The sequence below is a fragment of the Acidobacteriota bacterium genome (genome assembly GCA_003696075.1).
In the GTDB taxonomy this organism is placed as follows: domain Bacteria; phylum Acidobacteriota; class Polarisedimenticolia; order J045; family J045; genus J045.
In genome coordinates this window covers 1-22604 of record RFHH01000039.1, presented here as the reverse complement: position 1 = coordinate 22604, position 22604 = coordinate 1, and the positions used below count along the sequence as shown (strand labels likewise).

General features: G+C 68.1%; 36 protein-coding genes. 1 reads left to right on the top strand and 35 read right to left on the bottom strand.

Translation table 11 applies throughout. The features are described from left to right. The first annotated feature begins 23 nt into the window (after positions 1–23). The gene (locus D6718_02490) at positions 24–752 is read left to right on the top strand and encodes a GNAT family N-acetyltransferase (GenBank protein RMG48174.1); all 729 of its coding nucleotides are present in this window, start codon (positions 24–26) and stop codon (positions 750–752) included. Here the strand turns inward: D6718_02490 and D6718_02485 are convergent. The 35 genes from D6718_02485 to tuf form a co-directional block, all read right to left on the bottom strand. After that, the gene (locus D6718_02485; protein RMG48173.1) at positions 746–1012 is read right to left on the bottom strand and encodes an acyl carrier protein; all 267 of its coding nucleotides are present in this window, start codon (positions 1010–1012) and stop codon (positions 746–748) included. The two genes, D6718_02490 and D6718_02485, sit on opposite strands and share 7 nt — an antisense overlap. Positions 1013–1076: 64 nt before the next feature. After that, positions 1077–2648 (bottom strand): D-alanine--poly(phosphoribitol) ligase, encoded by a 1572-nt coding sequence (locus D6718_02480; protein ID RMG48180.1) that lies wholly within the window; start codon positions 2646–2648, stop codon positions 1077–1079. Positions 2649–2694: 46 nt separating this feature from the next. Beyond that, the gene (locus D6718_02475) at positions 2695–5934 is read right to left on the bottom strand and encodes a carbamoyl-phosphate synthase large subunit (protein RMG48172.1); all 3240 of its coding nucleotides are present in this window, start codon (positions 5932–5934) and stop codon (positions 2695–2697) included. Between the two features lie 85 nt (positions 5935–6019). Then, positions 6020–6403, bottom strand: coding sequence for a 50S ribosomal protein L17 (locus D6718_02470; GenBank protein RMG48171.1), 384 nt, complete (start codon positions 6401–6403; stop codon positions 6020–6022). Positions 6404–6433: 30 nt separating this feature from the next. Continuing rightward, positions 6434–7411 carry a DNA-directed RNA polymerase subunit alpha gene (locus D6718_02465; protein ID RMG48170.1) on the bottom strand — a complete coding sequence of 326 codons (978 nt, stop codon included), beginning with the start codon at positions 7409–7411 and terminating at the stop codon, positions 6434–6436. A 28-nt stretch (positions 7412–7439) separates the two neighbouring features. Continuing rightward, a complete protein-coding gene (locus tag D6718_02460) occupies positions 7440–8072 on the bottom strand; it encodes a 30S ribosomal protein S4 (GenBank protein ID RMG48169.1) in 633 nt (210 codons plus the stop codon). Positions 8073–8090: 18 nt separating this feature from the next. Beyond that, positions 8091–8486: a 30S ribosomal protein S11 gene (locus D6718_02455; GenBank protein RMG48168.1), complete on the bottom strand. Its 396-nt coding sequence runs from the start codon at positions 8484–8486 to the stop codon at positions 8091–8093. A gap of 75 nt (positions 8487–8561) precedes the next feature. After that, a complete protein-coding gene (locus tag D6718_02450; protein RMG48167.1) occupies positions 8562–8939 on the bottom strand; it encodes a 30S ribosomal protein S13 in 378 nt (125 codons plus the stop codon). A 21-nt stretch (positions 8940–8960) separates the two neighbouring features. Continuing rightward, positions 8961–9074 carry a 50S ribosomal protein L36 gene (gene rpmJ / locus D6718_02445; GenBank protein RMG48166.1) on the bottom strand — a complete coding sequence of 38 codons (114 nt, stop codon included), beginning with the start codon at positions 9072–9074 and terminating at the stop codon, positions 8961–8963. A gap of 32 nt (positions 9075–9106) precedes the next feature. After that, complete coding sequence (locus D6718_02440) at positions 9107–9325, bottom strand: translation initiation factor IF-1 (protein RMG48165.1); 219 nt, start codon at positions 9323–9325, stop codon at positions 9107–9109. A gap of 11 nt (positions 9326–9336) precedes the next feature. Then, positions 9337–10092 (bottom strand): type I methionyl aminopeptidase, encoded by a 756-nt coding sequence (map, locus tag D6718_02435; protein RMG48164.1) that lies wholly within the window; start codon positions 10090–10092, stop codon positions 9337–9339. Continuing rightward, a complete protein-coding gene (locus D6718_02430; protein RMG48163.1) occupies positions 10092–10676 on the bottom strand; it encodes an adenylate kinase in 585 nt (194 codons plus the stop codon). The genes map and D6718_02430 overlap by 1 nt, the downstream gene beginning before the upstream one ends. After that, on the bottom strand, positions 10676–12088 hold the full coding sequence (gene secY / locus D6718_02425; GenBank protein RMG48162.1) for a preprotein translocase subunit SecY: 1413 nt from the start codon (positions 12086–12088) through the stop codon (positions 10676–10678). The genes D6718_02430 and secY overlap by 1 nt, the downstream gene beginning before the upstream one ends. After that, a complete protein-coding gene (locus D6718_02420) occupies positions 12085–12549 on the bottom strand; it encodes a 50S ribosomal protein L15 (protein ID RMG48161.1) in 465 nt (154 codons plus the stop codon). The genes secY and D6718_02420 overlap by 4 nt, the downstream gene beginning before the upstream one ends. Beyond that, the gene (rpmD, locus tag D6718_02415; protein RMG48160.1) at positions 12546–12770 is read right to left on the bottom strand and encodes a 50S ribosomal protein L30; all 225 of its coding nucleotides are present in this window, start codon (positions 12768–12770) and stop codon (positions 12546–12548) included. The genes D6718_02420 and rpmD overlap by 4 nt, the downstream gene beginning before the upstream one ends. Next, a complete protein-coding gene (locus D6718_02410; GenBank protein ID RMG48159.1) occupies positions 12767–13315 on the bottom strand; it encodes a 30S ribosomal protein S5 in 549 nt (182 codons plus the stop codon). Before D6718_02410 ends, rpmD begins: the two co-directional genes overlap by 4 nt. A 28-nt stretch (positions 13316–13343) precedes the next feature. Next, positions 13344–13712, bottom strand: a complete 369-nt coding sequence (locus D6718_02405) for a 50S ribosomal protein L18 (protein RMG48158.1) — start codon at positions 13710–13712, stop codon at positions 13344–13346. A gap of 22 nt (positions 13713–13734) precedes the next feature. Further along, entirely contained in the window at positions 13735–14277 is a 543-nt protein-coding gene (locus tag D6718_02400; protein ID RMG48157.1) for a 50S ribosomal protein L6, read from the bottom strand. Between the two features lie 9 nt (positions 14278–14286). After that, on the bottom strand, positions 14287–14685 hold the full coding sequence (locus D6718_02395; GenBank protein ID RMG48156.1) for a 30S ribosomal protein S8: 399 nt from the start codon (positions 14683–14685) through the stop codon (positions 14287–14289). 41 nt (positions 14686–14726) lie between these two features. After that, on the bottom strand, positions 14727–14912 hold the full coding sequence (locus tag D6718_02390; protein RMG48155.1) for a type Z 30S ribosomal protein S14: 186 nt from the start codon (positions 14910–14912) through the stop codon (positions 14727–14729). A gap of 34 nt (positions 14913–14946) precedes the next feature. After that, positions 14947–15495, bottom strand: a complete 549-nt coding sequence (locus tag D6718_02385) for a 50S ribosomal protein L5 (protein ID RMG48154.1) — start codon at positions 15493–15495, stop codon at positions 14947–14949. Positions 15496–15505: 10 nt separating this feature from the next. Continuing rightward, the gene (locus tag D6718_02380; GenBank protein ID RMG48153.1) at positions 15506–15835 is read right to left on the bottom strand and encodes a 50S ribosomal protein L24; all 330 of its coding nucleotides are present in this window, start codon (positions 15833–15835) and stop codon (positions 15506–15508) included. Between the two features lie 29 nt (positions 15836–15864). Continuing rightward, a complete protein-coding gene (locus tag D6718_02375) occupies positions 15865–16233 on the bottom strand; it encodes a 50S ribosomal protein L14 (protein RMG48152.1) in 369 nt (122 codons plus the stop codon). Then, positions 16230–16535, bottom strand: a complete 306-nt coding sequence (locus tag D6718_02370; protein ID RMG48151.1) for a 30S ribosomal protein S17 — start codon at positions 16533–16535, stop codon at positions 16230–16232. The genes D6718_02375 and D6718_02370 overlap by 4 nt, the downstream gene beginning before the upstream one ends. Then, positions 16532–16741 (bottom strand): 50S ribosomal protein L29, encoded by a 210-nt coding sequence (locus D6718_02365; GenBank protein RMG48150.1) that lies wholly within the window; start codon positions 16739–16741, stop codon positions 16532–16534. The genes D6718_02370 and D6718_02365 overlap by 4 nt, the downstream gene beginning before the upstream one ends. Before the next feature lie 16 nt (positions 16742–16757). Beyond that, entirely contained in the window at positions 16758–17171 is a 414-nt protein-coding gene (locus D6718_02360) for a 50S ribosomal protein L16 (protein ID RMG48149.1), read from the bottom strand. Positions 17172–17192: 21 nt separating this feature from the next. Then, on the bottom strand, positions 17193–17849 hold the full coding sequence (locus D6718_02355) for a 30S ribosomal protein S3 (GenBank protein RMG48148.1): 657 nt from the start codon (positions 17847–17849) through the stop codon (positions 17193–17195). A gap of 32 nt (positions 17850–17881) precedes the next feature. Then, positions 17882–18232 (bottom strand): 50S ribosomal protein L22, encoded by a 351-nt coding sequence (locus tag D6718_02350; protein ID RMG48147.1) that lies wholly within the window; start codon positions 18230–18232, stop codon positions 17882–17884. Between the two features lie 26 nt (positions 18233–18258). Continuing rightward, positions 18259–18540, bottom strand: a complete 282-nt coding sequence (locus D6718_02345; protein RMG48146.1) for a 30S ribosomal protein S19 — start codon at positions 18538–18540, stop codon at positions 18259–18261. Between the two features lie 39 nt (positions 18541–18579). Next, on the bottom strand, positions 18580–19407 hold the full coding sequence (locus D6718_02340) for a 50S ribosomal protein L2 (protein ID RMG48145.1): 828 nt from the start codon (positions 19405–19407) through the stop codon (positions 18580–18582). 52 nt (positions 19408–19459) lie between these two features. Beyond that, positions 19460–19777: a 50S ribosomal protein L23 gene (locus tag D6718_02335; protein ID RMG48144.1), complete on the bottom strand. Its 318-nt coding sequence runs from the start codon at positions 19775–19777 to the stop codon at positions 19460–19462. Next, a complete protein-coding gene (locus tag D6718_02330) occupies positions 19774–20403 on the bottom strand; it encodes a 50S ribosomal protein L4 (GenBank protein RMG48143.1) in 630 nt (209 codons plus the stop codon). The genes D6718_02335 and D6718_02330 overlap by 4 nt, the downstream gene beginning before the upstream one ends. An 18-nt stretch (positions 20404–20421) precedes the next feature. Next, complete coding sequence (locus D6718_02325; protein RMG48142.1) at positions 20422–21057, bottom strand: 50S ribosomal protein L3; 636 nt, start codon at positions 21055–21057, stop codon at positions 20422–20424. A gap of 34 nt (positions 21058–21091) precedes the next feature. Continuing rightward, positions 21092–21409 (bottom strand): 30S ribosomal protein S10, encoded by a 318-nt coding sequence (locus D6718_02320; GenBank protein ID RMG48141.1) that lies wholly within the window; start codon positions 21407–21409, stop codon positions 21092–21094. Between the two features lie 64 nt (positions 21410–21473). Continuing rightward, the coding region (gene tuf / locus D6718_02315; protein RMG48140.1) for an elongation factor Tu at positions 21474–22604 on the bottom strand (1131 nt) is incomplete at its 5' end.

Below are 22604 nucleotides of genomic sequence, written 5' to 3'. Positions count from 1 at the left end.
CCCGGCCGGTTAGAATGCGCGCCATGCCCGCCGGTACCCATGCTCGGCCCCGCGTCCCGGTGCTGCGCCGGGCCGCGACGCTCGCGCGGCTCGTGAGGGAGCGGCGCTGGCGGGATCTGCGCGTGGCTCTCGAGAGGAGCACCTTCCCCAAGGGGCTTTTCTTCGTCACGCGCCTGGTGTTCTGCCGGATGACCGAGGTCGCCGTGCCGCCCATCCCGCTGCCCCACTTCGACGTCCGGGAAGCGACGCCGGCGGACGAGCCTCTCCTCCAGCAGGTGCGCGCGCGCCGGCGCGGCTACGCGCCGCAGTTCGAGGCCGGACACGTCTGCTTCCTGGTCATGGCGGGGAACCGCCCGGCGGCCTACGGCTGGTACGAGTGCGGGGGAATCCACGTGTCGCGCCCGAACGGCTACACGTTCGACATGGGACCGCACGGCTGCTGGTCCTACGCCATCGAGGTCCATCCGGAGTTCCGCCTCAAGGGCGCGCTGATCAAGCTCTGGACCGAGGCCGTCCCGCGCCTCCGGAGCCGCGGGGTGCGGGCCATCTACACGTCGATGCCGTCGGACGAGAACCTCATCTCGCTCAAATCGCACCAGCGCCTCGGATTCGAGATCTTCTGCCGCCTGACGGTGGTGCGGCTGGCGGGGGTCACGTGGCACCGCGTCGAGCCCGTCTCCGGCCCGGCGGCCTCCGGCTTCGGCCCGTGGCACGGTACCGACCCCTCCCCCGTCGCGGGTGAACCTCACTGATCCGCCCGCTGGGACTCGATGAACCGCGCGATGCTGTCGACCGAACGGAGGTCGTCGAGGTCGAGCGAAGCGATATCGATGGAGACGCGGAAGACACGCTCCACGTGGGCCAGCAGGTCGACGAACGTCAGCGAGTCGAGCAGCCCGGATTCGATCAGATCGCAGTCCTCCGAAGGCACCTCCACCTGGATCTCCTCGCGGAGGATTCGCGCCACCTCTTCCCTGATGCGGCCGTTTTGGAGGGCTCGTTCCTTCCCCATGCGTCGCTCCGGACCGCGCCGCGTGGCGCCGGCGGGGGCAAATGTACGGCCGCGGGGCCCCCGGTCAACCCGCGTCGGCGGCGGCGAAAGCGGCCCGGATCGCCTTCCGGTCGACCTTCCCGTTGGGCGTCCTCGGAAGGGCGTCCCAGGCCCGGAACCGGTGGGGGATCATGTACGCGGGCAGGTCGCGCGCCAGCGCCGCCTTGATCTCCCGCGGCGGCGCCTCCCGGCCCCGCTGCGGCACGTACGCGCAGCAGATCGACCACCCCTCGAATCCGTCGGTCGGAACCGCGACCACCGCCGCCTCCCGCAGCCAGGGAACCGCTGCGAGAGCCGCCTCGATCTCGCCGAGTTCGATCCGGTATCCGCGGCTCTTGATCTGCGAGTCCGACCGGCCCAGGTAGTAGAAGAGGCCGTCCTCTCCCTGCCGGGCCAGATCGCCCGTCCGGTAGGCGCGCTCCCCGGGGCGCTGGGGGTGAGGCACGAAGGCTTGCGCCGTGCGCTCCGGATCGCGCCAGTAGCCGGCCGCCACTCCCACGCCCGCGATCCACAGCTCCCCCGTGCGTCCGGGCGGAAGCACGCGCCCATCCTCGCCGACCACGAACAGCTCCTCGCCGCCGCACGGCGAGCCGATGGGAATCTCCTCGCGATCGCTCGCCGGCACCGCCGGAACGGTGTAGTAGCTGCTCGCGATCGTGGCCTCCGTCGGGCCGTAGAGGTTCGTGAACCGGACGTGCGGCAGGCGGGCCATGAAGTAGCGCAGCGACGGGGTCGGGAAGACCTCCCCGCACCACATCAAGCGCTTCATCTCGGGGAAGTCGCCCTCACCGACGGCATCGAACTTGGCGAGATAGTTGAGGATCGAGGGAACGGAAAACCACTGCGTCAGGCGCCGCTCCCGGATGAACTCGGCCAGCTTTCCCGGTAGCAGGTTCAGCCGCGGCGGCACGAGATGCAACTCGGCGCCGGCGGAGAGGCTCCCGTAGATATCGTACGTCGACAGGTCGAAGAACAGAGGGGAATGCCCCGAGTGCCGGTCGCCGGGGCGGACATCGAAGTAGCTGTTCGCCCACGCGACGAACGCCAGCACGTTCGCGTGGGTGATCACCACACCCTTCGGCTGGCCGGTGGAACCGGAGGTGAAGAGGATGTGGGCCGGCGCGTCTCCGGCCACCGCGGCCGGCGGCTCGGGCGCGGCCGAGGCCGCCGCCGCCCGGAGCGGCACCGCCTCGAGCCCGGCCGGCGGTTCCCCTTCCGCACCGCCCCAGGCGACCCGCGCCGCTCCGGCCGCGGCGGCGCATTCGCGCCACGCCCCGGCCGTCCGCGGCCCGACGAGCACGACCGCCGGCTCGCACGACCGGAGGATCTTCGCCGCCCGCGCGGGCGGGCTTCCCGGATCGAGCGGAACGTAGACGCCGCCCGCGCAGCTCGACGCGAGCATCGCCGAAACCGCCTCGATCGACTTCTCGAGCCAGATGGCGACCCGATCGCCCCGCCCGACGCCCAGCTCGCGCAGCACCGCGGCCGTGCGCAACACGGTCCCGGCGAGCTCGCCGTAGGTGACCTTGCGATCCCCGTCGACGATCGCGACCGCGTCCGGCCGCGCCTCCGCCTGGTCGAGGAACGGCTCGTGCAAGGCGCTGGCCCGCACCGTACCTCCCGCGCCCCCCCTCGCGGCGAAATTATCGGCACGCTCGCTGCCTGCGTCCACCGCTTCCGTGGATCTCCTGAAGCGCCCGAGTCCCGACGCGGCCTTCCCGCATCGCCGCGATCGCTTCCGCTGCCGCGGCGGCGCCCGCCAGGGTGGTGATGAGCGGAATCCGCCGCTGCAGCGCCGTGAACCGTATGGCCCGCTCGTCGAAATAGGACGGCGCGCCGAGCGGCGTGTTGATGACGAGATGAACCTCGCCGCTGAGCATGCGGTCCACCACGTGCGGCCGACCCTCGTTCACCTTGTAGACGCGCTCGACCTCGATGCCGCGCTCCGACAAGAACTCCGCCGTTCCCTTCGTCGCGAGCAGGTGGAATCCGAACTCCCTCAGACGCCTCGCCACCGGCGGCAGCGCCGGCTTGTCGCGGTCGTGCACCGACAGGAACGCCGTGCCTTCCCGCGGGAGCTCCGTTCCGGCCGCCGTCAAGCCCTTCCAGAGCGCCTCGCCCAGGTCCTCTCCGATTCCCATCACCTCCCCGGTCGACTTCATCTCCGGGCCGAGCACGGGATCCTCCCCGGGGAATCGGGTGAACGGGAACACCGGTTCCTTGACGAACACACACCGCTCGTAACGCGGTTCTTCGATCCCCTGGTCCGCCAGCGATTCCCCGAGCATGATCCGCGTCGCCACCTTCGCCAGCGGGATGCCCGCCGCCTTCGACACGAACGGAACCGTACGGGAGGCCCGCGGGTTCACTTCCAGGACGTAGGGCCGTCCGCCCTGCACCGCGAACTGGACGTTCATCAACCCCCGCACCTCGAGCGCCAGGGCGAGACGCCGCGTCATGTCGCGAAGCAGCGGCTCGACCTTCCTCACCTCCCCGCTGAGGGCCGGGATCACGCAGGTGCTGTCGCCCGAGTGGACGCCGGCCTTCTCGATGTGCTCCATGACCGCGCCGATCACCACCCGTTCGCCGTCGCACAAGGCGTCGACGTCGAGCTCGGTCGCATCTTCCAGGAAGCGATCGAGCAGCACCGGATGCTCCGGCGACGCCTCCACCGCCAGCCGCATCATCTGCTCGAGAGAATCCTCGTCCCAGCAGACGAACATCGCGCGCCCCCCGAGCACGTACGACGGCCGGACGAGGAGCGGGAACCCGATCCGGCGCGCGATCTCTTTGGCCTCCTCCAGGCTGCGCGCCGTCCCCCACTCGGGAGCCGGGATGTCCAGTTCCCTCAGGAGCGCTCCGAAGCGTTCGCGGTCCTCCGCGAGGTCGATGCTCTCCGGAGACGTCCCGAGGATCTTCACGCCCGCGCGCATCAGCGGGATCGCGAGCTTCAGCGGCGTCTGGCCGCCGAACTGCACGATCGCGCCCTCGGGGCGCTCCTTCTCCGCGATCTCGAGAACGTCCTCCAGGGTCAGCGGCTCGAAGTAGAGGCGGTCGGAAGTGTCGTAGTCCGTCGACACGGTCTCAGGGTTGCAGTTGACCATGATCGACTCGATGCCCGCCTCCCGCAGGGCGAACGACGCATGGACGCAGCAGTAGTCGAACTCGATTCCCTGGCCGATCCGGTTCGGTCCCGACCCGAGGACCATCACCTTCCGGCGCCCCGTGGGATGGGCTTCGCACTCCTCCTCGTAGGTCGAGTACAGGTAAGGCGTGTGCGCCTCGAACTCGGCCGCGCAGGTATCGACCCTCTTGTAAACGGGCCGCAGGCCGCACGCCCAGCGATGCCTCCGGAGTTCCTCCTCGGCGCAGCCCAGCAGGATCGACAGCTGCCGATCCGAAAACCCGAGTCGCTTCGCCGCCAGCAGCAGCTCCTCGGGAACGTCCTCCAGCGTGAACGCCCGCAGCTTGCCCTCGACGTCGACGATGTCCGATATCTGGCGCAGAAACCACGGGTCGACCTGCGTTGCGTCGGCGATCTTCTCCACCGGCCAGCCGGCCAGCAGCGCGTGCTTGATGTAGAACAGCCGCTGCCAGTTCGGGGTCGCCAGCCGCTCTCCGAGGCGATGCGGGTCGACCACCTTCGTCCCGTCGCCGCCCAACCCGTAGCGGCCCGTCTCCAGACTCCGCAACGCCTTTTGCAGCGCCTCCGGGAACGTCCGGCCGATCGCCATCGCCTCCCCGACCGACTTCATCTGCGTGCCGAGGTCCGGCGGCGTGGCCGGGAACTTCTCGAACGCCCACCGCGGGACCTTCACGACGACATAGTCGATCGACGGTTCGAAACTCGCCGGAGTCTCCTTGGTGATGTCGTTCGGAATCTCGTCCAGCGTGTAGCCGAGCGCGAGCTTGGCGGCGATCCGGGCGATCGGGAATCCGGTCGCCTTCGAGGCCAGCGCCGAGGAGCGTGACACGCGGGGATTCATTTCGATGACGAGCAGCCGGCCCGTGCGCGGATCGACGGCGAACTGAATGTTGCTCCCGCCCGTTTCGACGCCAACCCGCCGGATCACGGCGAGGGCGGCGTCGCGCATTCTCTGGTATTCCCGGTCCGTCAGCGTCTGGGCGGGCGCCACCGTGACCGAGTCGCCGGTGTGGACACCCATCGCATCGAAGTTCTCGATGCTGCAGACGATCACCACGTTGTCCGCGCGATCGCGCATGACCTCCAGCTCGTACTCCTTCCAGCCGATGATCGACTCCTCGACCAGCACCTGGTGTATCGGGGACAGGTCGAGACCCCTCGACACCACCTCGCGGAACTCCTCCGCGTTCCAGGCCACCCCGCCTCCCGTGCCGCCCAGGGTGTAGGACGGGCGCACGACGACGGGCCAACCCAGCGGTTCCCGCAAGCGCTCGGCCTCTTCGACCGACGTCGCGAACCCTCCGCGCGGCATCTCGAGGCCGATCGATTCCACCGCCTCCCGGAATCGCTCCCGGTTCTCGCAGATCTCCACCGCCTCCCGCTTCACGCCGACCATTTCGACGCCGTACCGCTCGAGCGCCCCGGTGCGATCCAGCTCCACAGCCAGATTCAGTGCCGTCTGCCCGCCGACGGTGGGGAGCAGTGCGTCGGGCCGCTCTTGTTCCAGGATCCGCTCGAGCACCTCCGGGACGAGTGGCTCCACGTAGGTGCGGGCCGCGATCTCCGGATCGGTCATGATCGTCGCCGGATTCGAGTTCACGAGGACGACCTCGACACCTTCCTCCGCCAGCGCCTTGAGGGCCTGCGTTCCCGAGTAGTCGAACTCGCACGCCTGGCCGATGACGATCGGACCGGACCCGATCACCAGCACCTTCCGGATATCCTTCCTCGGGCGCATCACCGCGCCTCCCTCAGCGCCCCCCGGACAAAAAAAGGGGCCGCCCCGCGGCGACCCGCACCTCCTGCCCCATCGGGCGCCGGCATCACTCCTCGGCCCCGGCGGCCGCCTCCTCAGCGCCGACGAGCTCGATGATGGCCATCTCCGCGGCATCCCCGCGCCGCGGCATCAGCCGCAGGATCCGCGTGTAGCCGCCCGGCCGCTCCGCGTAGCGCGGCGCAATCTCGTCGAACAGCTTCTTGACGAGCGTGCGGTTTCCCAGCTCGCGGGCGACGAGCCGCCGCGCGTGCACGCTGTCCTTCCTCGCCTTGGTGATCAGCCGCTCCGCGTAGGAGCGGAGCTCCTTCGCCTTCGGGACCGTGGTCCGGATCCGCCCCTGCTCGAACAGAGCGGTGGCGAGGTTACGAAGCGTCGCGCGCCGGTGCTCCGTCTTCCGGCCGAGCTTCCTTCCTGCCCAACGGTGTCTCATCGCCGTCACACCTCCGCGCCAGGCGGCGCGTCACAGCTGGCCGGCAGCGCTCGAGCCAACGCGCATCCCGAGCGACAGCCCCATGTCGGCCAGAAGCTCCTTGATCTCGTTGAGCGACTTCCGCCCGAAGTTCTTCGTCTTCAGAAGCTCGGCCTCGGTGCGCTGCACGAGATCCCGGATCGTCTCGATGCCCGCGTTCTTGAGGCAGTTGTACGAGCGCACCGACAAGTCCAGTTCGTCGATCGACCGGTCCAGGTGCTCCCGGAGCTTCTCGTCCTCTTCCGACACCATCTCACGCTCCAGCTCGAGATGGTCCTCGAAGTTGATGTAGATCGCGAGATGGTCCTTCAGGAGCTTCGCCGCCTTGGCGATCGCCTCCTGCGGCGTGATCGAGCCGTCCGTCCACACCTCGAGGGTCAGCTTGTCGTAATCAGTGGACCGCCCGACGCGCGCCGGGTCCACGGTGAAGTTCACGCGGCGGACCGGCGAGTGCACCGAGTCGATCGGGATGTAGCCGAGCCCGAGGTCCTCGTCGAGGTTCTGGTCCGCCGGCACGTAGCCGCGGCCGGGCTTGATGCGCATCTCCATCTCGAGGGAGCCTTCGTCGGACAGCGTGGCGATCACGGCGTCCGGATCGAGAACCTCGACATTCGAGCTGCACTCGATGTCCTTCGCGGTGACGACCTTCTTCCCCTTCGCCACGATCCGAGCCGTTTCCACCTTCGGCAGGTGCATTTTCAGCGGCACCCGCTTCAGGTTGAGGATGATGTCCGTGACGTCCTCGATCACGCCGGGAATGGAGGAGAATTCGTGCAGCACCCCCTCGATTTTCACGGCGGTCACCGCCGCGCCTTCGATCGAGGACAGCAGAATGCGCCGCAGCGCGTTGCCGATGGTGGTGCCGAAACCCCTCTCGTAGGGCTGGGCGCTGAACTTCCCGTAGGTGTCGCTCAGCGATGCGGGGTCGGCCTCGAGAAACTTCGGTTTCTGGAAACCCATCTCGATCATCTCTGGTCCTCGGTTGAACGGCTCGGGGTCACTTCGAGTACAGCTCGACGATCAGGTTCTCCTGAATCGGCATCGTGATGTCCTCGCGCTTCGGGAGAGCCTTGACCGTGCCCTTGAAGCTGGCCGCGTCGAGCTCCAGCCAGGCGGGGATGCCCCGGCCCTGTGCCGTGTCGAGGTTCGCCTGGACCATCACGTTCTTCCGGCTGGATTCGCGCAGCTCGACCACGTCGCCGGCGCGGACCTGGAAGGACGGGATGTCCACCTTGCGGCCGTTGACGAGGAAGTGGCCGTGGTTCACGAGCTGGCGCGCCTGGGCTCGGGAGGCGGCGAAGCCGAGCCTGTACACGACGTTGTCCAGGCGGCGCTCCAGGGTGCACAGGAGGTTCTCGCCGGTGACACCCTTCTTGGCCGCGGCTTTCTTGAAGTAGAAGCGGAACTGGCGCTCGAGCACGCCATAGATCCGCTTGACCTTCTGCTTCTCGCGGAGCTGCAGGCCGTAGCCCTGGAGCTTCCGCCGCCGCCGCCCTCCGGCGTGCTGCCCGGGCGGGTACTGGCGCCGCTTGACGGCGCACTTGTCCTTGAAGCAGCGCTCTCCCTTCAGGAAGAGCTGCATCCCTTCGCGGCGGCACAGCCGGCACACCGGTCCAGTGTAGCGTCCCATCGTCCAACGCCCTCCGGGTCAGACCCGCCGCCGCTTCGGCGGGCGGCAGCCGTTGTGAGGAATCGGCGTGACGTCCTTGATCGATCTCACCTCGAGGCCCGCCGCCGCGAGGGCGCGGATCGAGGATTCGCGCCCGGCTCCGGGGCCCTGCACGCGGACGTCCACGGTCCGGACGCCGTGCTCGCGGGCGTGCTGCACGGCGAGCTGCGCGGCGAGCTGGGCCGCGAACGGGGTGCCCTTGCGCGACCCCTTGAAGCCCGCACGCCCGGCGCTCGCCCAGGCGACCACGTTCCCGGCCGGATCGGTGATCGTCACGATCGTGTTGTTGAAGGTCGCCTGGATGTGGGCGATACCGTGGGGAACGTTCTTGCGCTCTCGCTTGCGGGTGACCTTCTTCTTCCCTGCTTTCGCCATCTCGACTCCGTCCTCGCGTCCGCCGTCCCCCGTCCCGCGGCCGGCGCGGGGCGGCCGGTTTCGGCCTCGACCGGACTACTTCTTGACCTTCTTCTTGCCCGCCACCGCGATGCGCGGACCTTTCTTCGTCCGGGCGTTGGTGTGAGTTCTCTGGCCCCGAACCGGAAGCCCCAGGCGGTGCCGTACGCCCCGGTAGCAGCCGATCTCGATCAGCCGCTTGATGTCCATCTGGACGTTCTTGCGGAGGTCGCCCTCCACGCGCCCCTGGTCCTGGATGACCTGCCGGATCGCACGGACCTGCTCCTCGGTCAGGTCCTTGACGCGGACGTTCCCGGGGACCCGGCTCTGCTCGAGGATGGCCTTCGAACGCGACGGGCCGATCCCGTAGATGTAGGTCAGGGCGACATCGATCCGCTTGTTCAGCGGAAGATCGACGCCGGCGATGCGTGCCATCTCGCTTCTCCCCTCGGGCCGTCAGCCCTGGCGCTGCTTGTGCTTCGGGTTTTCGCAGATCACCCGCACCACCCCCCGGCGGCGGACGATCTTGCACTTGCTGCACATCTTCTTCACCGAAGCTCTCACCTTCATCGCTCGTTCCCCGGCGCGGCCCGTCCGCGCGGCTACTTGTAACGGTAGATGATCCGGCCCCGGTTCAGGTCGTACGGCGACAGCTCGACAAGAACCCGGTCTCCGGGAAGGATCCGGATGAAGTGCTTCCGCATCTTCCCCGAGATGTGGGCCAGCACCTTGTGGCCGTTGTCGAGTTCGAGGCGGAACATCGCGTTCGGCAGCGTCTCCGCCACGACGGCCTCGACCTGGATGGCCTCTTCCTTCGGCAAGACTGCGCTCCTCATGCACCGTCGGCCGGACCGCCCAGGACCCTGGGTCCGTCGGCGGTCGCGGCGACGACCAGTTCCCAATGGGCGGCGCGCGACCCGTCCCGCGTCACCGCCGTCCAACCGTCCTCGAGCACTTTCACCTCAGCTTCGCCCGCCGTGATCATCGGCTCGATGGCGAGCACCATTCCCTCGGCGATCCGCGGCCCTCGGCCCGGCCGGCCGTAGTTCGGGACCTGCGGATCCTCGTGGAGGCGGGTGCCGATGGCGTGCCCGACGAACTCCCGCACCACGGAGAAGCCCTCGCTCCTGGCGTGGGACTCGACCTCGTGGCCGATGTCGGAGATGTGACCGCCCGGGACGACCCGCTCGATCGCCCGCAGCAGGCACTCCCGCGTCACCCGCGAGAGCCGGGCATCCTCGGCGGACACCTCGCCCACCGCACAGGTTATCGCGGAATCCCCGTAGTAGCCATCCAGGAGGACCCCGAAATCGAGGCTGACCAGGTCGCCCCGCCTCAGCCGGCGGTCGGAGGGGATCCCGTGGATGATCTCCTCGTTCACCGAGATGCAGACGCTCGCCGGGTACCCCATGTACCCCTTGAAGGCCGGCCGGGCGCCGAATTCCGCCGCCCGGGTCTCGGCGTAGCGGTCCAGCTCCGCGGTGGTCACCCCCTCCCGCACGCGCTCCGCCAGCTCGGACAGGATCGTCCGAACGACCCGGCAGGCCCGGTCGATCCGGTCGATCTCCTCCGGCGTCCGCTGGACCATCAGCCGGCCACCTCCGCCAGCACGCTCTGGATCCGGGAGAAGACCTGCTCGATCGTCCCGGTACCGTCGATCTCGGTCAGGAGGCCCCGTTCCCGATACAGGTCCGCCACCGGGCGCGTCTGCTCCCGGTAGACCCGGAGACGTTCCCGGATCGTCTCCTCGTTGTCGTCGGCCCGCTTCTCTCCGCGATCGCCCTGCTCGGCTCGTCCCAGGAGGCGTTCCAGCACCACCTGCTCGGGCACGTCGAGCAGGAGCACGCGGTCGAGCCGACCGCCGGTCTTCTCCAGCACGCGGTCGAGAATCCCCACCTGCTCCACCGTCCGCGGGAAGCCGTCCAGGAGGAAGCCCTTTTCCGCGTCCGGTTCCCTCAACCGCTCCGCCACCACCTCCCCGATGAGCTCGTCCGGGACGAGGGCTCCGCTGTTCATGATCGACTCGACCCGCCGCCCCAGGTCACTGCCCGACCGGACCGCCGCCCGCAGCATGTCGCCCGTGCTGATGTGCGGGATTCCCCACGCGGCGGCGATCCGCTCCGCCTGGGTGCCCTTCCCCGCTCCCGGGGGGCCGAAGAGAACGATCCTCATCATCCCCTCCGGCCTTTCACGCGGGCTCCCTTCAGGAAGCCGTCGTAGTGCCGCATCACCAGCTGGCTTTCGATCTGCTGCACCGTGTCCATCGCCACGCCCACGACGATGAGCAGCGAAGTGCCTCCGAAGAAGAACTGGACCCGGAGGCCTTCCTTCACGAACCGGAAGGGAATCATCCGGTCGAAGAACTCACCGATCGCCGCCGGCTCGATGAGGTGCAGCGGAAATCCGCTGATGAGGAAGATCGGCAGCAGGGAGACCAGGCTCAGGTAGATCGCTCCAGCGAAGGTCAGCCTCGTCAGGACGCGGTCGATGTACTGCGCGGTCTGCTTCCCCGGACGCACCCCCGGAATGAAGCCGCCGACGCGCTTCATGTTCTCCGCCGTATCCATCGGATTGAAGATGATCGACGTGTAGAAGAAGCAGAACCCGATGATCAGGAGGACGTACAGGAAGTCCCACAGGGGCATGTTGTACTGGAGCTGTCGCTGCAGGACGCCGAGGAACCTCACCGGGAATCGGGAATAGAGAACCTGGACCATTGTCATCGGCAGCGCCAGCAGCGACGAGGCGAAGATCACCGGGATCACCCCGCCGGTGTTCACCTTGAGCGGCAGGAAGGTCGCCGTCCCGCGCACCATCCGCCGGCCCCGGACGCGCGACGCATACTGGATGGGGATCCGTCGCTGTGCCCGCTCGACGAAGACCACCGCCGCCGTGGTGAGCGCCATGACGATGCCCAGGGCGATCACCGTGAACAGGCTGCGCTCGCCGTTGAAGGTCTCCCGGATCAGGCCGACGGCGGCCGGCATCAGGCCCGCCACGATCCCGGCGTAGATGATGAGAGAAATCCCGTTACCGATGCCGCGCTCGGTGATCTGCTCGCCGAGCCACATGATGAATGCGGTCCCGGTCGTGAGCGTGAGGACCGTGGTGAAGAAGAAAAGCGGCCCCGGGTTCGGAACGATGGGCTGGGAGGTCCCGCTGACGCGGGTGATCCAAATGCAGATGCCCAGCGATTGGATGATGGAGAGCGCGACGGTTCCGTACCGGGTGTACTGGGTGATCTTCCGCCGGCCGACCTCGCCCTCCTTCTGGAGTTTCTCGAGATACGGGATCACCACCGCCAGCAGCTGCAGGATGATCGATGCCGAGATGTACGGCATGATCCCCAGCGCGAAGATCGTCAGGCGGCGGAAGTTCCCTCCCGTGAACATGTTGACGAGGCCGAACACACCCCCCTGATTGCGGGAGAAGAACTCGTTCAGGGCCTCCACGCTCACCCCGGGAATCGGGATGTAGCGCCCGATCCGGTAGACGCCCAACAGCGCGAACGTGAAGACCACCCTCTGGCGCAGATCCTTGATGCGCCAGATGTTCGACATGCTTTCGATGAGTCCCGAAATCATCGGTCCGGCGCCTCACGGCCGCGGATCAGCTCCACCTTGCCACCCGCCGCCTCGACCTTCCGCACCGCCGACGCGCTCGCCGCGTGCACCCGCACGGTGACGGCCCGGTCCAGCTCTCCCCGGCCCAGCAGCTTCACCCGGCCGGCCTCGCGGCGGCGGAGGATGCCCCGTTCCACCAGCAGCTCGGGAGTGATCTCGCTCTCCTGGAGCCGGGCCAGCTGAGCGACATTGACCTCGGCGAACTCCTCCCGGAAGATGTTGGTGAAGCCGCGCTTCGGCACACGGCGCACCAGCGGCATCTGGCCGCCCTCGAATCCCCAGCGCCGGGAGTAACCCGATCGCGACTTCTGCCCCTTGTTCCCGCGGCCTGCCGTCTTGCCGAGGCCGGACCCCGGGCCCCGGCCGACCCGCTTCCGGCGCTTCCGCGCACCGGGGGCAGGGCCGATGTCATGCAGCCTCATCGTCCGCTCCTTCCGGTCCGCCGGCCGGCCGCCTCACCCGGAGGGACGATCCGCACGAGGTGCGGAATCTTCGCCACCATGCCGCGAACCGCTCCGTTGTCGGGCAGTTCCACCACGCGGTCGATGCGCCCGAGCCCCAGCGCCTGGAGGATCTTCTTGTGCTTCCGCGGCGCGCCGATGCCGCTGCGGACCTGCTGGATGCGCAACCTGCCCGTGCTCATGCCTCGCTCTCCGCGACGGCCGGCGGCGCGCCGCCCGCGGCCGTCCTGTCGATCCGCTCCAGCGGGATGCCGCGCAGCCGGGCGACCTCTCGCGCGTCCTTCAGCTGCTTCAGGCCGTCGAAGGTCGCCCGGACGACGTTGTGGGGGTTTTGCGTGCCGATGCACTTCGTCAGCACGTCCTGGACCCCCAGGGACTCCAGGATCGCCCGCACCGCCCCACCCGCGATCACGCCCGTTCCCGGCGCCGCCGGCTTGAGCAGCACTTTCCCCGCGCCGTGGTGGCCGACCACCTGGTGCGGAATCGTCGTGCCTTTCAGCGGAACCCGGATCATCGACCGCTTCGCCTTCTCGATCCCCTTGGCGATCGCGGCCGGCACCTCCTTGGCCTTGCCCATGCCGAAGCCGACGCGGCCCTTCCCGTCTCCGACCACCACGAGCGCCGAGAAGGAGAAGTTCTTGCCGCCCTTCACCACCTTGGTGACGCGGTTGATGAAGACGACCTGATCTCTAAGGTCCGCGCTGTCCCTGTCTCTGTCGAAAGCCACGGCTGCCTCCGCGGTCGGCCCGCGCCGCTCAGAACTTCAAGCCACCTTCCCGGGCCGCGTCCGCCAGGGCCTTCACGCGCCCGTGGTAGCGGAACCCGCCCCGGTCGAAAACCACCTTCTCCACCCCGAGCGCCAGCAGCCGCTGCGCGATCGTGCGGCCGACGAGCCGCGCTGCGGCGACGTTTCCGCCGTACGGCTGCTGCGCCTGGATCTCCTTCTCGCGCGTGGAGGCGAAGGCCAACGTCCTCCCGGTCGTGTCGTCGACGGCCTGCGCGTAGATATGCTTCAAGCTCCGGTACACGCACAGCCGCGGCCGCTCGGCCGTCCCCGAGATCTTTCCCCGGATGCGCCGGCGCACCTTCAGCCTCGCCCGTTTCCGATCCACTCTCGCGTACATGTCCGCCGCTTCTCCGCCCGGGCTACTTTCCGGCCGCCTTGCCCGGTTTCAGGCTGATGCGTTCGCCTCGATAGCGGATCCCCTTCCCCTTGTAGGGATCCGGGGGCCGCAGGCGGCGCAGATTCGCCGCCACCTGCCCGATCTCCTGCTTGTCGATTCCCGAGAGCACGATGACCGTGTTCCTCTCCTCGACGCGGGCGCTGATTCCCTTGGGCAGCGGGAATTCCACCGGATGGCTGAAGCCCAGCTGGAGCACCAGGTTGTTCCCCTTCATCTCCGCCCGGTAGCCCGTGCCGTGGATCTCCAGCACCCTCTCGTAGCCCTGGCTGACCCCCGTCACCGCGTTGGCCAGGAGCGCGCGGGTCAGGCCGTGAAGCGCCCGCCGCGGCTTCGAATCGTCGGACCGCTTGACGTTCGCCACTCCGTCGGCGACCTCGATGGAGATGCCGTCCGCCACGGGGACCGTGAGTTCCCCCTTCGGCCCCTTGACTTTGCACGCCCTCGCACCGGGCTCGATCGAGACGCCCGCGGGCAAAGGCACCGGTTTCAGCCCTATCCGAGACACGGTCGGCTCCTACCAGATGTTGCAGAGCCACTCGCCGCCCACGTTGAGACGGCGCGCGGTCTGCCCGTCGACGACGCCCTTGGATGTCGACAGGATCGTGATTCCCATCCCGCCGAGGACATCGGGGATCTCCTGGCACCCGATGTAGACGCGCCGCCCCGGACGCGAGACCCGCTCGAGGCCGGAGATCACCCTCTCCCCGTTGGGCCCGTACTTCAGCTCGAGGTGAAGCTTGCCCTGGCGGCCGTCATCCTCGTGCCTGTAGTCGCGGATGAAGCCCTCCTCCTTGAGGATTCGCGCGATTTCCCGCTTCATCCTCGAGGACGGAATCGTCACCTGCTCGTGACCCGCCATCAGCGCGTTCCTGATGCGCGTCAGCAGGTCGGCAATCGGATCGGTCATCGACATATCGGCATTCCCTCTGGTCGCGCTGCCCTTTCGAGGCTCCGCTACCAACTCGCCTTGCGCACGCCCGGGATGTACCCCTGCAGGCTCAGTTCCCGAAAGCAGATGCGGCACAGCTGGAACTTCCGCAGGTAGCCGCGCGGACGCCCGCACCGCCGGCAGCGATTCCGCACCCGGACGGCGAACTTGGGCTTCTTCCCGATCGTCGCCATCTTCGCAGCGCTTGCCATACTCGCTCTCCTCGTCCCGCCGGCCGTTTCCCCGTCAGCGGGCGAACGGCATCCCCAGCCCGGCCAGCAGCGCTCGCGCCTGAGCGTCGTTCCTGGCCGAGGTGACGATCGTGATGTTCATCCCGGTGGCGCGCTGCACCTTGGCGTAGTTCACCTCCGGGAAAATCAACTGGTCCTTCACGCCCAACGTGTAGTTTCCCCGGCCGTCGAATCCTTTCGGGGAGACGCCACGGAAGTCCCGCACTCGCGGCAGCGCCAGGTTCACCAACCGGTAGAAGAAGTCCCACATGCGGCGGCCCCGCAGCGTCACCGCGACACCCACCGGCATTCCCGCCCGAAGCTTGAAGTTGGCGATGGACTTCCGGGCCCGCCGGATCGTCGGTCTCTGCCCCGAAAGCGCGGCCAGTTCGGCCGACGCGGCCTCGAGGAGCTTCGGGTCCCGCGCCGCCTCGCCGATTCCCATGTTCACGACGATCTTGTGCAGCGTCGGCACCGCCATGGGGTTCTTGATACCGAACTCCTCCATGAGGGCGGGGCGCACCTGCTCGTCGTAGATCCGCTTCAGTTCCGGGTAGTAGCCCATCGCGCTCACCTCAGCGATCCAGTTCCACGCCGGAGCGACGGGCGATGCGGATCTTCCGCTTTCGCCCGCCGGCGCCGGTCAAGAACTTGTAGCCCACGCGGGTCGGCTTGTGCGTCTCCGGGTCGACCGGGAGGAGGTTGGAAACGTGAATCGGGGCCTCCTGTTCGACGATTCCCGGCTGGATGCCCAGCCGTGGATTGCCGCGGGAGTGGCGCTTGACCATGTTCACGCCTTCGACGATGGCCCGCTGGCGATCCGGCAGCACGCGGAGAACCCGGCCCCGCTTGCCGCGGTAGACACCGCTCAGCACCACCACCTCGTCGCCCTTCCGAATGTGCATCTCGCCCTCTCGGCTCTCCGCCCGTGCCCTCAAAGGACCTCGGGCGCCAAAGACACGATCCGCATGAACTTCTTCTCGCGCAGCTCCCTGGCCACCGGCCCGAAAACGCGCGTGCCGACCGGCTCGCCGTCGTCCTTGATCAGGACCGCGGCGTTCTCGTCGAAGCTGATGTAGCTTCCGTCACGCCGCCGCCGCTCGCGCTTGGTCCGAACGATCACCGCCTTCACCACGGCGCCCTTCTTGATCGCCCCGTCCGGACTCGCTTCCTTCACGGACGCGACGATCACGTCGCCGACCCCGCCGTACTTCCCGGCGCTGCCGCCGCGAAGCCGGATGGCCATGATCTTCTTGGCGCCGGAGTTGTCCGCGACATTGAGGATCGACTGCATCTGGATCATCGGCCGTTGCCTCCCGCCTCGCCGGCCGCCCGTGCGGACTCCTCACCGCGGGCGATGATCTGCCGCACGCGCCACCGCTTGCGCGCCGACAACGGGCGCGATTCCACGATCTCGACCTTGTCCCCCGGTCGGCACCGCTCTTGCTCGTCGTGCGCGAGGAACCGGCGCGAGCGCCTCACGTAGCGCTTGTACATCGGGTGCTGCACGAGGCTCTCCACCTCGACCTTCACCGTTTTCGCGCCCGGCACGCCGATCACGACGCCGACCTTGCGCTGTCCCGATCGCCGCTTCGTCTCGCTCATCCTCGCCTCTCAGCCGCGCGCTGCCGCTCCTTCAGCAGGCCCAGGACCCGCGCCAGATCGCGCTTGGTTTCCTTCAGCTGGTGCGGCTTCTCGAGCTGACCGACGGCCTTCTTCAGCCGCAGGTTGAACAACGCCCGCCGCAACTCGGTTTCCTCGGCGCGGAGCTCGTCGTCGGTCATCTCGCGAAAGCGTTCCATCTTCTTCATCGCCCGTCCTCGCCGCTCACAACGCCCGGCGCGTGACGATCCGGCACTTCACGGGGAGCTTCTGCGCCGCCAGCTCCATCGCATGCCGGGCCAGGTCCTCGTTCACGCCTCCGATCTCGAACATCACCGTGCCCGGTTTGACGACGGCCACCCAGTGGTCCGGCGCCCCTTTCCCCTTCCCCATGCGGACTTCGACCGGCTTCTTGGTCACCGGCTTGTCGGGGAAAATGCGGATCCAGATCTTCCCGCCGCGCTTGACCGCCCGCGTCATCGCGACACGGGCCGCCTCGATCTGCCGGGCGGTGACCCAGCCGCAGCGTTCGGACTTCAGTCCGTACTCTCCGAACGCCACGGTGCAGCCCCGCTGAGCCAGGCCCCGCATGCGGCCCCGCTGCACCTTCCGGAACTTGACCTTCGACGGCTGGAGCATCTTCCCTGCCTCCGCCGGCGCTCAGCGCTGGCGCCCGCGAGTCGCGACGATCTCCGTCTGCTCGCCGCGGTAAATCCAGCACTTCACCCCGATGACCCCGTACGTCGTCCTCGCGATCGCGAAACCGTAGTCGACATCCGCCCGCAGCGTGTGCAGCGGAAGCCGCCCGTGGAGATACCACTCGGAACGCGCGATCTCGTGACCGCCCAGGCGCCCCGAGCAACGCACCTTGATCCCCTTCGCCCCGAAGCGCTGCGCCGACTCCACCGCCTTTCTCATTGCCCGCCGGAAGGCGATGCGCCGTTCGAGCTGCGCCGCAATCGTTTCGGCGACCAGCTGCGCGTTGAGCTCCGGCTTCTCCACTTCGAGGATGTTGATGAAGACCTCGCGTCCGGTGCGCTTCTTCAGATCCTCCCGGAGACGATCCACCTCCGTGCCCTTGCGGCCGATGATGATCCCGGGCCGCGCCGTGTAGAGGCTGATCTTCAGCTTGTGCTCGCCGGCCCGTTCCATCTCGATGTCGGCGATCCCGGCGTGGTACAGGCGCTTTTTGAGCTCGTCCCGGAGGCGCAGGTCCTCGTGGAGAAACTCGCCGTACCGCTTCTTCTCGATCCAGCGGCTCTTCCATGTCCGGTTGAAGCCGAGCCGGAAGCCGTAGGGGTGGACCTTCTGTCCCATCGTCGTCCTCGTTCCGTCGCGCCGATGCGCGGTCAGTCCTGCGCCGCCGGGCGCATGTCCAGCTCCAACGTCACGTGGCTCCGCCGCTTCAGCACCGGCATGAAGCGGCCCATCGGGCCCGGACGCCCGCGCCGCTCCCGCGGCCCCGGATCGACCCACGCGCGCGAGACGTACAGCTTGTCGACGTCCAGGCGCTCCTCGCGCTGCTGCGCGTTGGCGATCGCCGAGGCGAGGAGTTTCTCCACCGCCCGGGCCGCCCGCCGGCGGGAGTGCTTGAGAAGCGCCATCGCGTCCCCAACGTCCCGCCCTCGGATCTGGTCGACGACCAGCCGCACCTTCTGCGGGCTTCCTTTCAGGTACCGGAGTGTCGCCTTCGCCACCATGGCGCTGCTCTCCCGCTCTCGCCGCGTCAGCGGCGCGCGCGCTTGTCCTTGCCGCCCGCGTGGCCCTTGAAGGTCCGCGTCAGGGCGAACTCCCCGAGCTTGTGCCCGACCATGTTCTCCGTGATGTAGACGGGGATGAACTTCCGGCCGTTGTGGACGGCGATCGTGTGCCCCACCATCTCCGGCGTGATCGTCGAGCGCCTCGACCACGTCTTGATGACACGATGGTCGTTGCTCTTGTTGAGCTGCTCGATCTTCTTCGCCAGATGCTGGTCCACGAAGGGACCTTTCCAAACCGCGCGCGCCATTCCGTTCCTCCGCCGATCGCCCGGCAGGGCTGTCCGCCGCTACTTGCTCTTCCGCCTCCGGACGATGAACTTGTCCGTCCTCGGGTTGTTCCGGGTCTTGTGCCCCTTCGTCGGGACGCCCCACGGGGTGACCGGGTGCCTTCCGCCGGACGTGCGGCCCTCGCCGCCGCCGTGCGGATGATCGACGGGGTTCATCACCACTCCCCGGACGACCGGCCGCCGCCCGAGCCACCGGGACCTCCCCGCCTTGCCGATCGACACGTTTCCGTGGTCGACGTTCCCCACCTGCCCGATGGTGGCCCGGCACTCCATCAGCACGCGCCGGACCTCTCCGGAGGGCAGGCGGAGCTGCGCGTAGCGACCCTCCTTGGCCAGCACCTGGGCCGCTGCTCCGGCGCTCCTCACCAGCTGGCCGCCCTTCCCGGGCCGCAGCTCCACGTTGTGGACCATCGTACCCAGCGGGATGTTCGCGAGCGGGAGCGTGTTCCCCACGACGATGTCGGCGTCTGGCGAGGAGATCACCTCCTGCCCCACCTGGAGTCCTGCCGGCGCCAGAATGTAGCGCTTCTCGCCGTCCCGATAGGAAACCAGCGCGATGTGCGCCGACCGGTTGGGGTCGTACTCGATGGAGACCACCTTTCCCGGCACACCGATCTTGTCGCGCTTGAAGTCGATCACGCGGTAGCGCTTCTTGTGCCCGCCGCCACGGTGCCAGACGGTGATCCGGCCCCGGTTGTTGCGACCCCCGGTGCGCTTCTTCGGCTCGAGAAGAGGCTTGTACGGCGTGGTGGTCGTGATCTCCGGAGAGACCACCACCTCCATCTGGCGCCGGCCGGGCGAGGTCGGCTTGAACTTCTTGATCGGCATCGTCGTCCGCCTCTCCGCTCCCGCCGGCGCCGGCCGGGGGAGCCTGTCCGCGTCAGACCTCCAGGAAGTCGATCGTCTTGCTGCCGGGCTGCAGCGTCACGTAAGCCTTCTTCCGCGCCGGACGGTAACCGACGAAGCGGCCGTAACGGCGCCGCTTGCCGGGAAGGTTCACCGTGCGGACGTGCGCGACCTTCACATCGAACGCCTGCTCCACGGCGCGCTTGATCTGGACCTTGTTCGCCCGCGGGTCGACGTCGAACACGTAGGTCTCGCCCCGCTTCTTCCAGCGCTGTGCTTCTTCGCGCAGCCGCGCCGCTTTCTCCGTGAGGCGCGGCATCCGGATCACGTCCCAAGGGCTCAGCTCGCTCATCGTGCCAGCACCTCCCCGAGCTGTTCCGCCGCCGCACGGCTCATCACCAGTGTGTCGCAGTCGAGCACGTGGTAGGCGTGCAACTGAAGCGCCCGCAGAGCCGCCAGTTGCGGGTGGTTCCGGGCGGCCAGCTCGATGTTGCGATTCTCGCCGTCGTAGACGAGGAGCGTCTTCCCTTTCGCCTTGAGCCCGTCGCGCACGAGACCTGCGAGCACCTTGGTCTTCGGTTCCTCGATGGCCAGGCGATCCACCACCAGGAGCGCGCCTTCCCGCCGCTTCTCCGACAGCGCGGCGGCGAGCGCCCGCCGCCTCGCGCGCCGAGGAAACGCATACGAGTAGTCCCGCGGCTGCGGGCCGTGCACCGTGCCGCCCTTCCGCCACAGCGGAGACCGGATCGAGCCGACGCGCGCCCGACCCGTGCCCTTCTGGCGCCAGGGCTTCCGGCCGCCGCCGCTCACCTCGACGCGGTTCTTCGTCTTGTGAGTGCCGCGCCGGCCGCAAGCGAGGTAGTGCCGCACCGCCTCGTAGACGAGATGCCGCTTGAACGGGTAGTCGTAGACGGCGTCGGGCAGGTCGACCGAGCCGACGTCCTCGAGCCTGAGGTTCTTCACGGTGATCTCGGCCATGGCTTCGCCCTCCAGCCGTCAGCCCGCCACCGGCGGCCGGCGGATCTCCACGATGCTGCCCCGCGCTCCGGGGACGGCCCCGCGCACCACCACGAGGTTCCGTTCCACGTCGATCTTCACCACCTCGAGCCCCTTCACCTTCACCCGCCGGTTCCCCATATGCCCCGGCAAGCGCAGCCCGGGGAACACCCGCGAGGGGAAGGCCGACTGCCCGATCGATCCGGGAGCGCGATGGAACATCGACCCGTGCGTCGCGCGCCCGCCGCCGAACCCGTGCCGCTTGATGACCCCCTGGAAGCCGCGTCCCTTGCTGCGGCCGACCACCTCCACCTTCTGGCCGACCTCGAAGATCGCACAGGTCACGGTGTCGCCCGGCTTCGGGTCGTCCTCCCCGGTGACCGGGAACTCCCTCAGAACGCGGGTCGGGGGCACGCCGGCCTTCTTGAAGTGCCCCTGCCGCGGCTTGTTGGCCTTCCGGTAGGGCTTGCCTTCCACCAGCCCCAACTGCGCCGCGTCGTAGCCGTCGCGCTCTTTCGTCTTCCGTTGCACCACGACGCACGGGCCCGCCGCGAGGACGGTGACCGGTATCACCCGGCCGGCGTCATCGAAGATCTGCGTCATGCCGATCTTCTTCCCGAGCAGTCCTGTCACCATCTTTCGTCAACCTCCGGGGGCCACCCGGCGCCCGTCAGGAGCTGAAGGCCTTGATCTCGACATCCACCCCGGCGGGAAGATCGAGCTTCATCAGGGCGTCCACCGTTTCCGGCGTCGGATCGAGGATGTCCAGGAGCCGCTTGTGCGTGCGGATCTCGAACTGCTCCCGCGACTTCTTGTCCACGTGCGGCGACCTCAGCACGGTGAACACGCTGCGGAGGGTGGGCAACGGGATCGGACCCGCCACCCGCGCGTTCGTCCTGCGCGCCGTGTCCACGATCTCGCTCGCCGATTGATCGAGGATGCGGTGATCGTAGGCTCTCAGCCTGATGCGGATCTTCTCCGATGTCATCGTTCCACGTCCTCTCGCGCGCCCAGGCGAGCCCCCGCGGCTGCGGGCGGCTCCGGGGCCGCCCCTACTCCAGGATCTCCGTGACCGTTCCGGCGCCCACCGTGCGGCCGCCCTCCCGGATCGCGAACCGCAGCCCCTTGTCCATCGCGATCGGCTTCGTCAGCTCCGCCGTCACCTCCAGCCGGTCACCCGGCATCACCATCTCCCGACCCTCCGGCAGCTGAACCACTCCGGTCACGTCCGTCGTCCGAAAGTAAAACTGCGGCCGATACCCGCTGAAAAACGGCGTGTGACGACCCCCCTCCTCCTTCGTCAACACGTAAATCTCTCCCTTGAACTTCGTGTGCGGCGTGATCGTCCCAGGCTTCGCGCAAACCTGACCGCGCTCCACCTCCTTCCGCTCCGTCCCCCTCAACAACAACCCCACGTTGTCTCCAGCCTGACCCTCGTCCAAGATCTTCCGGAACATCTCCACACCGGTCACCGTCCGCTTCATCGTCGGTCGCAACCCGACGATCTCCACCTCCTCCCCCGTCTTGATCACTCCCTGCTCGATCCGCCCGGTCACCACCGTCCCGCGACCCGTGATCGTGAACACATCCTCGATCGGCATCAAAAACGGCTTGTCCATCGGACGCTGCGGATCCGGAATGTACTCGTCCACCGCCTCCATCAACGCCAGGATCTGCTTCTCCGCCTCCTCGTCCCCCTCCAACGCCTTCAACGCCGACATCCGCACGATCGGAATCTCGTCCCCGGGAAACTGATACGAACTCAGCAACTCCCGAATCTCCAACTCCACCAACTCCAACAACTCCTCGTCGTCCACCATGTCCACCTTGTTCAACGCCACCACGATCGCCGGCACCCCAACCTGCCGCGCCAGCAAAATGTGCTCACGCGTCTGCGGCATCGGACCGTCCGCCGCCGACACCACCAAAATCGCACCGTCCATCTGCGCCGCGCCCGTGATCATGTTCTTCACGTAATCCGCGTGACCCGGACAATCCACGTGCGCGTAATGCCGCTTGTCCGTCTCGTACTCCACGTGCGCCGTCGCAATCGTGATCCCCCGCTCCTTCTCCTCCGGCGCCTTGTCGATCGAATCGAACGAACGCACCTCCACCTTCGGGTTCCGCTTCGCCAACACCTGCGTGATCGCAGCCGTCAACGTCGTCTTCCCGTGATCCACGTG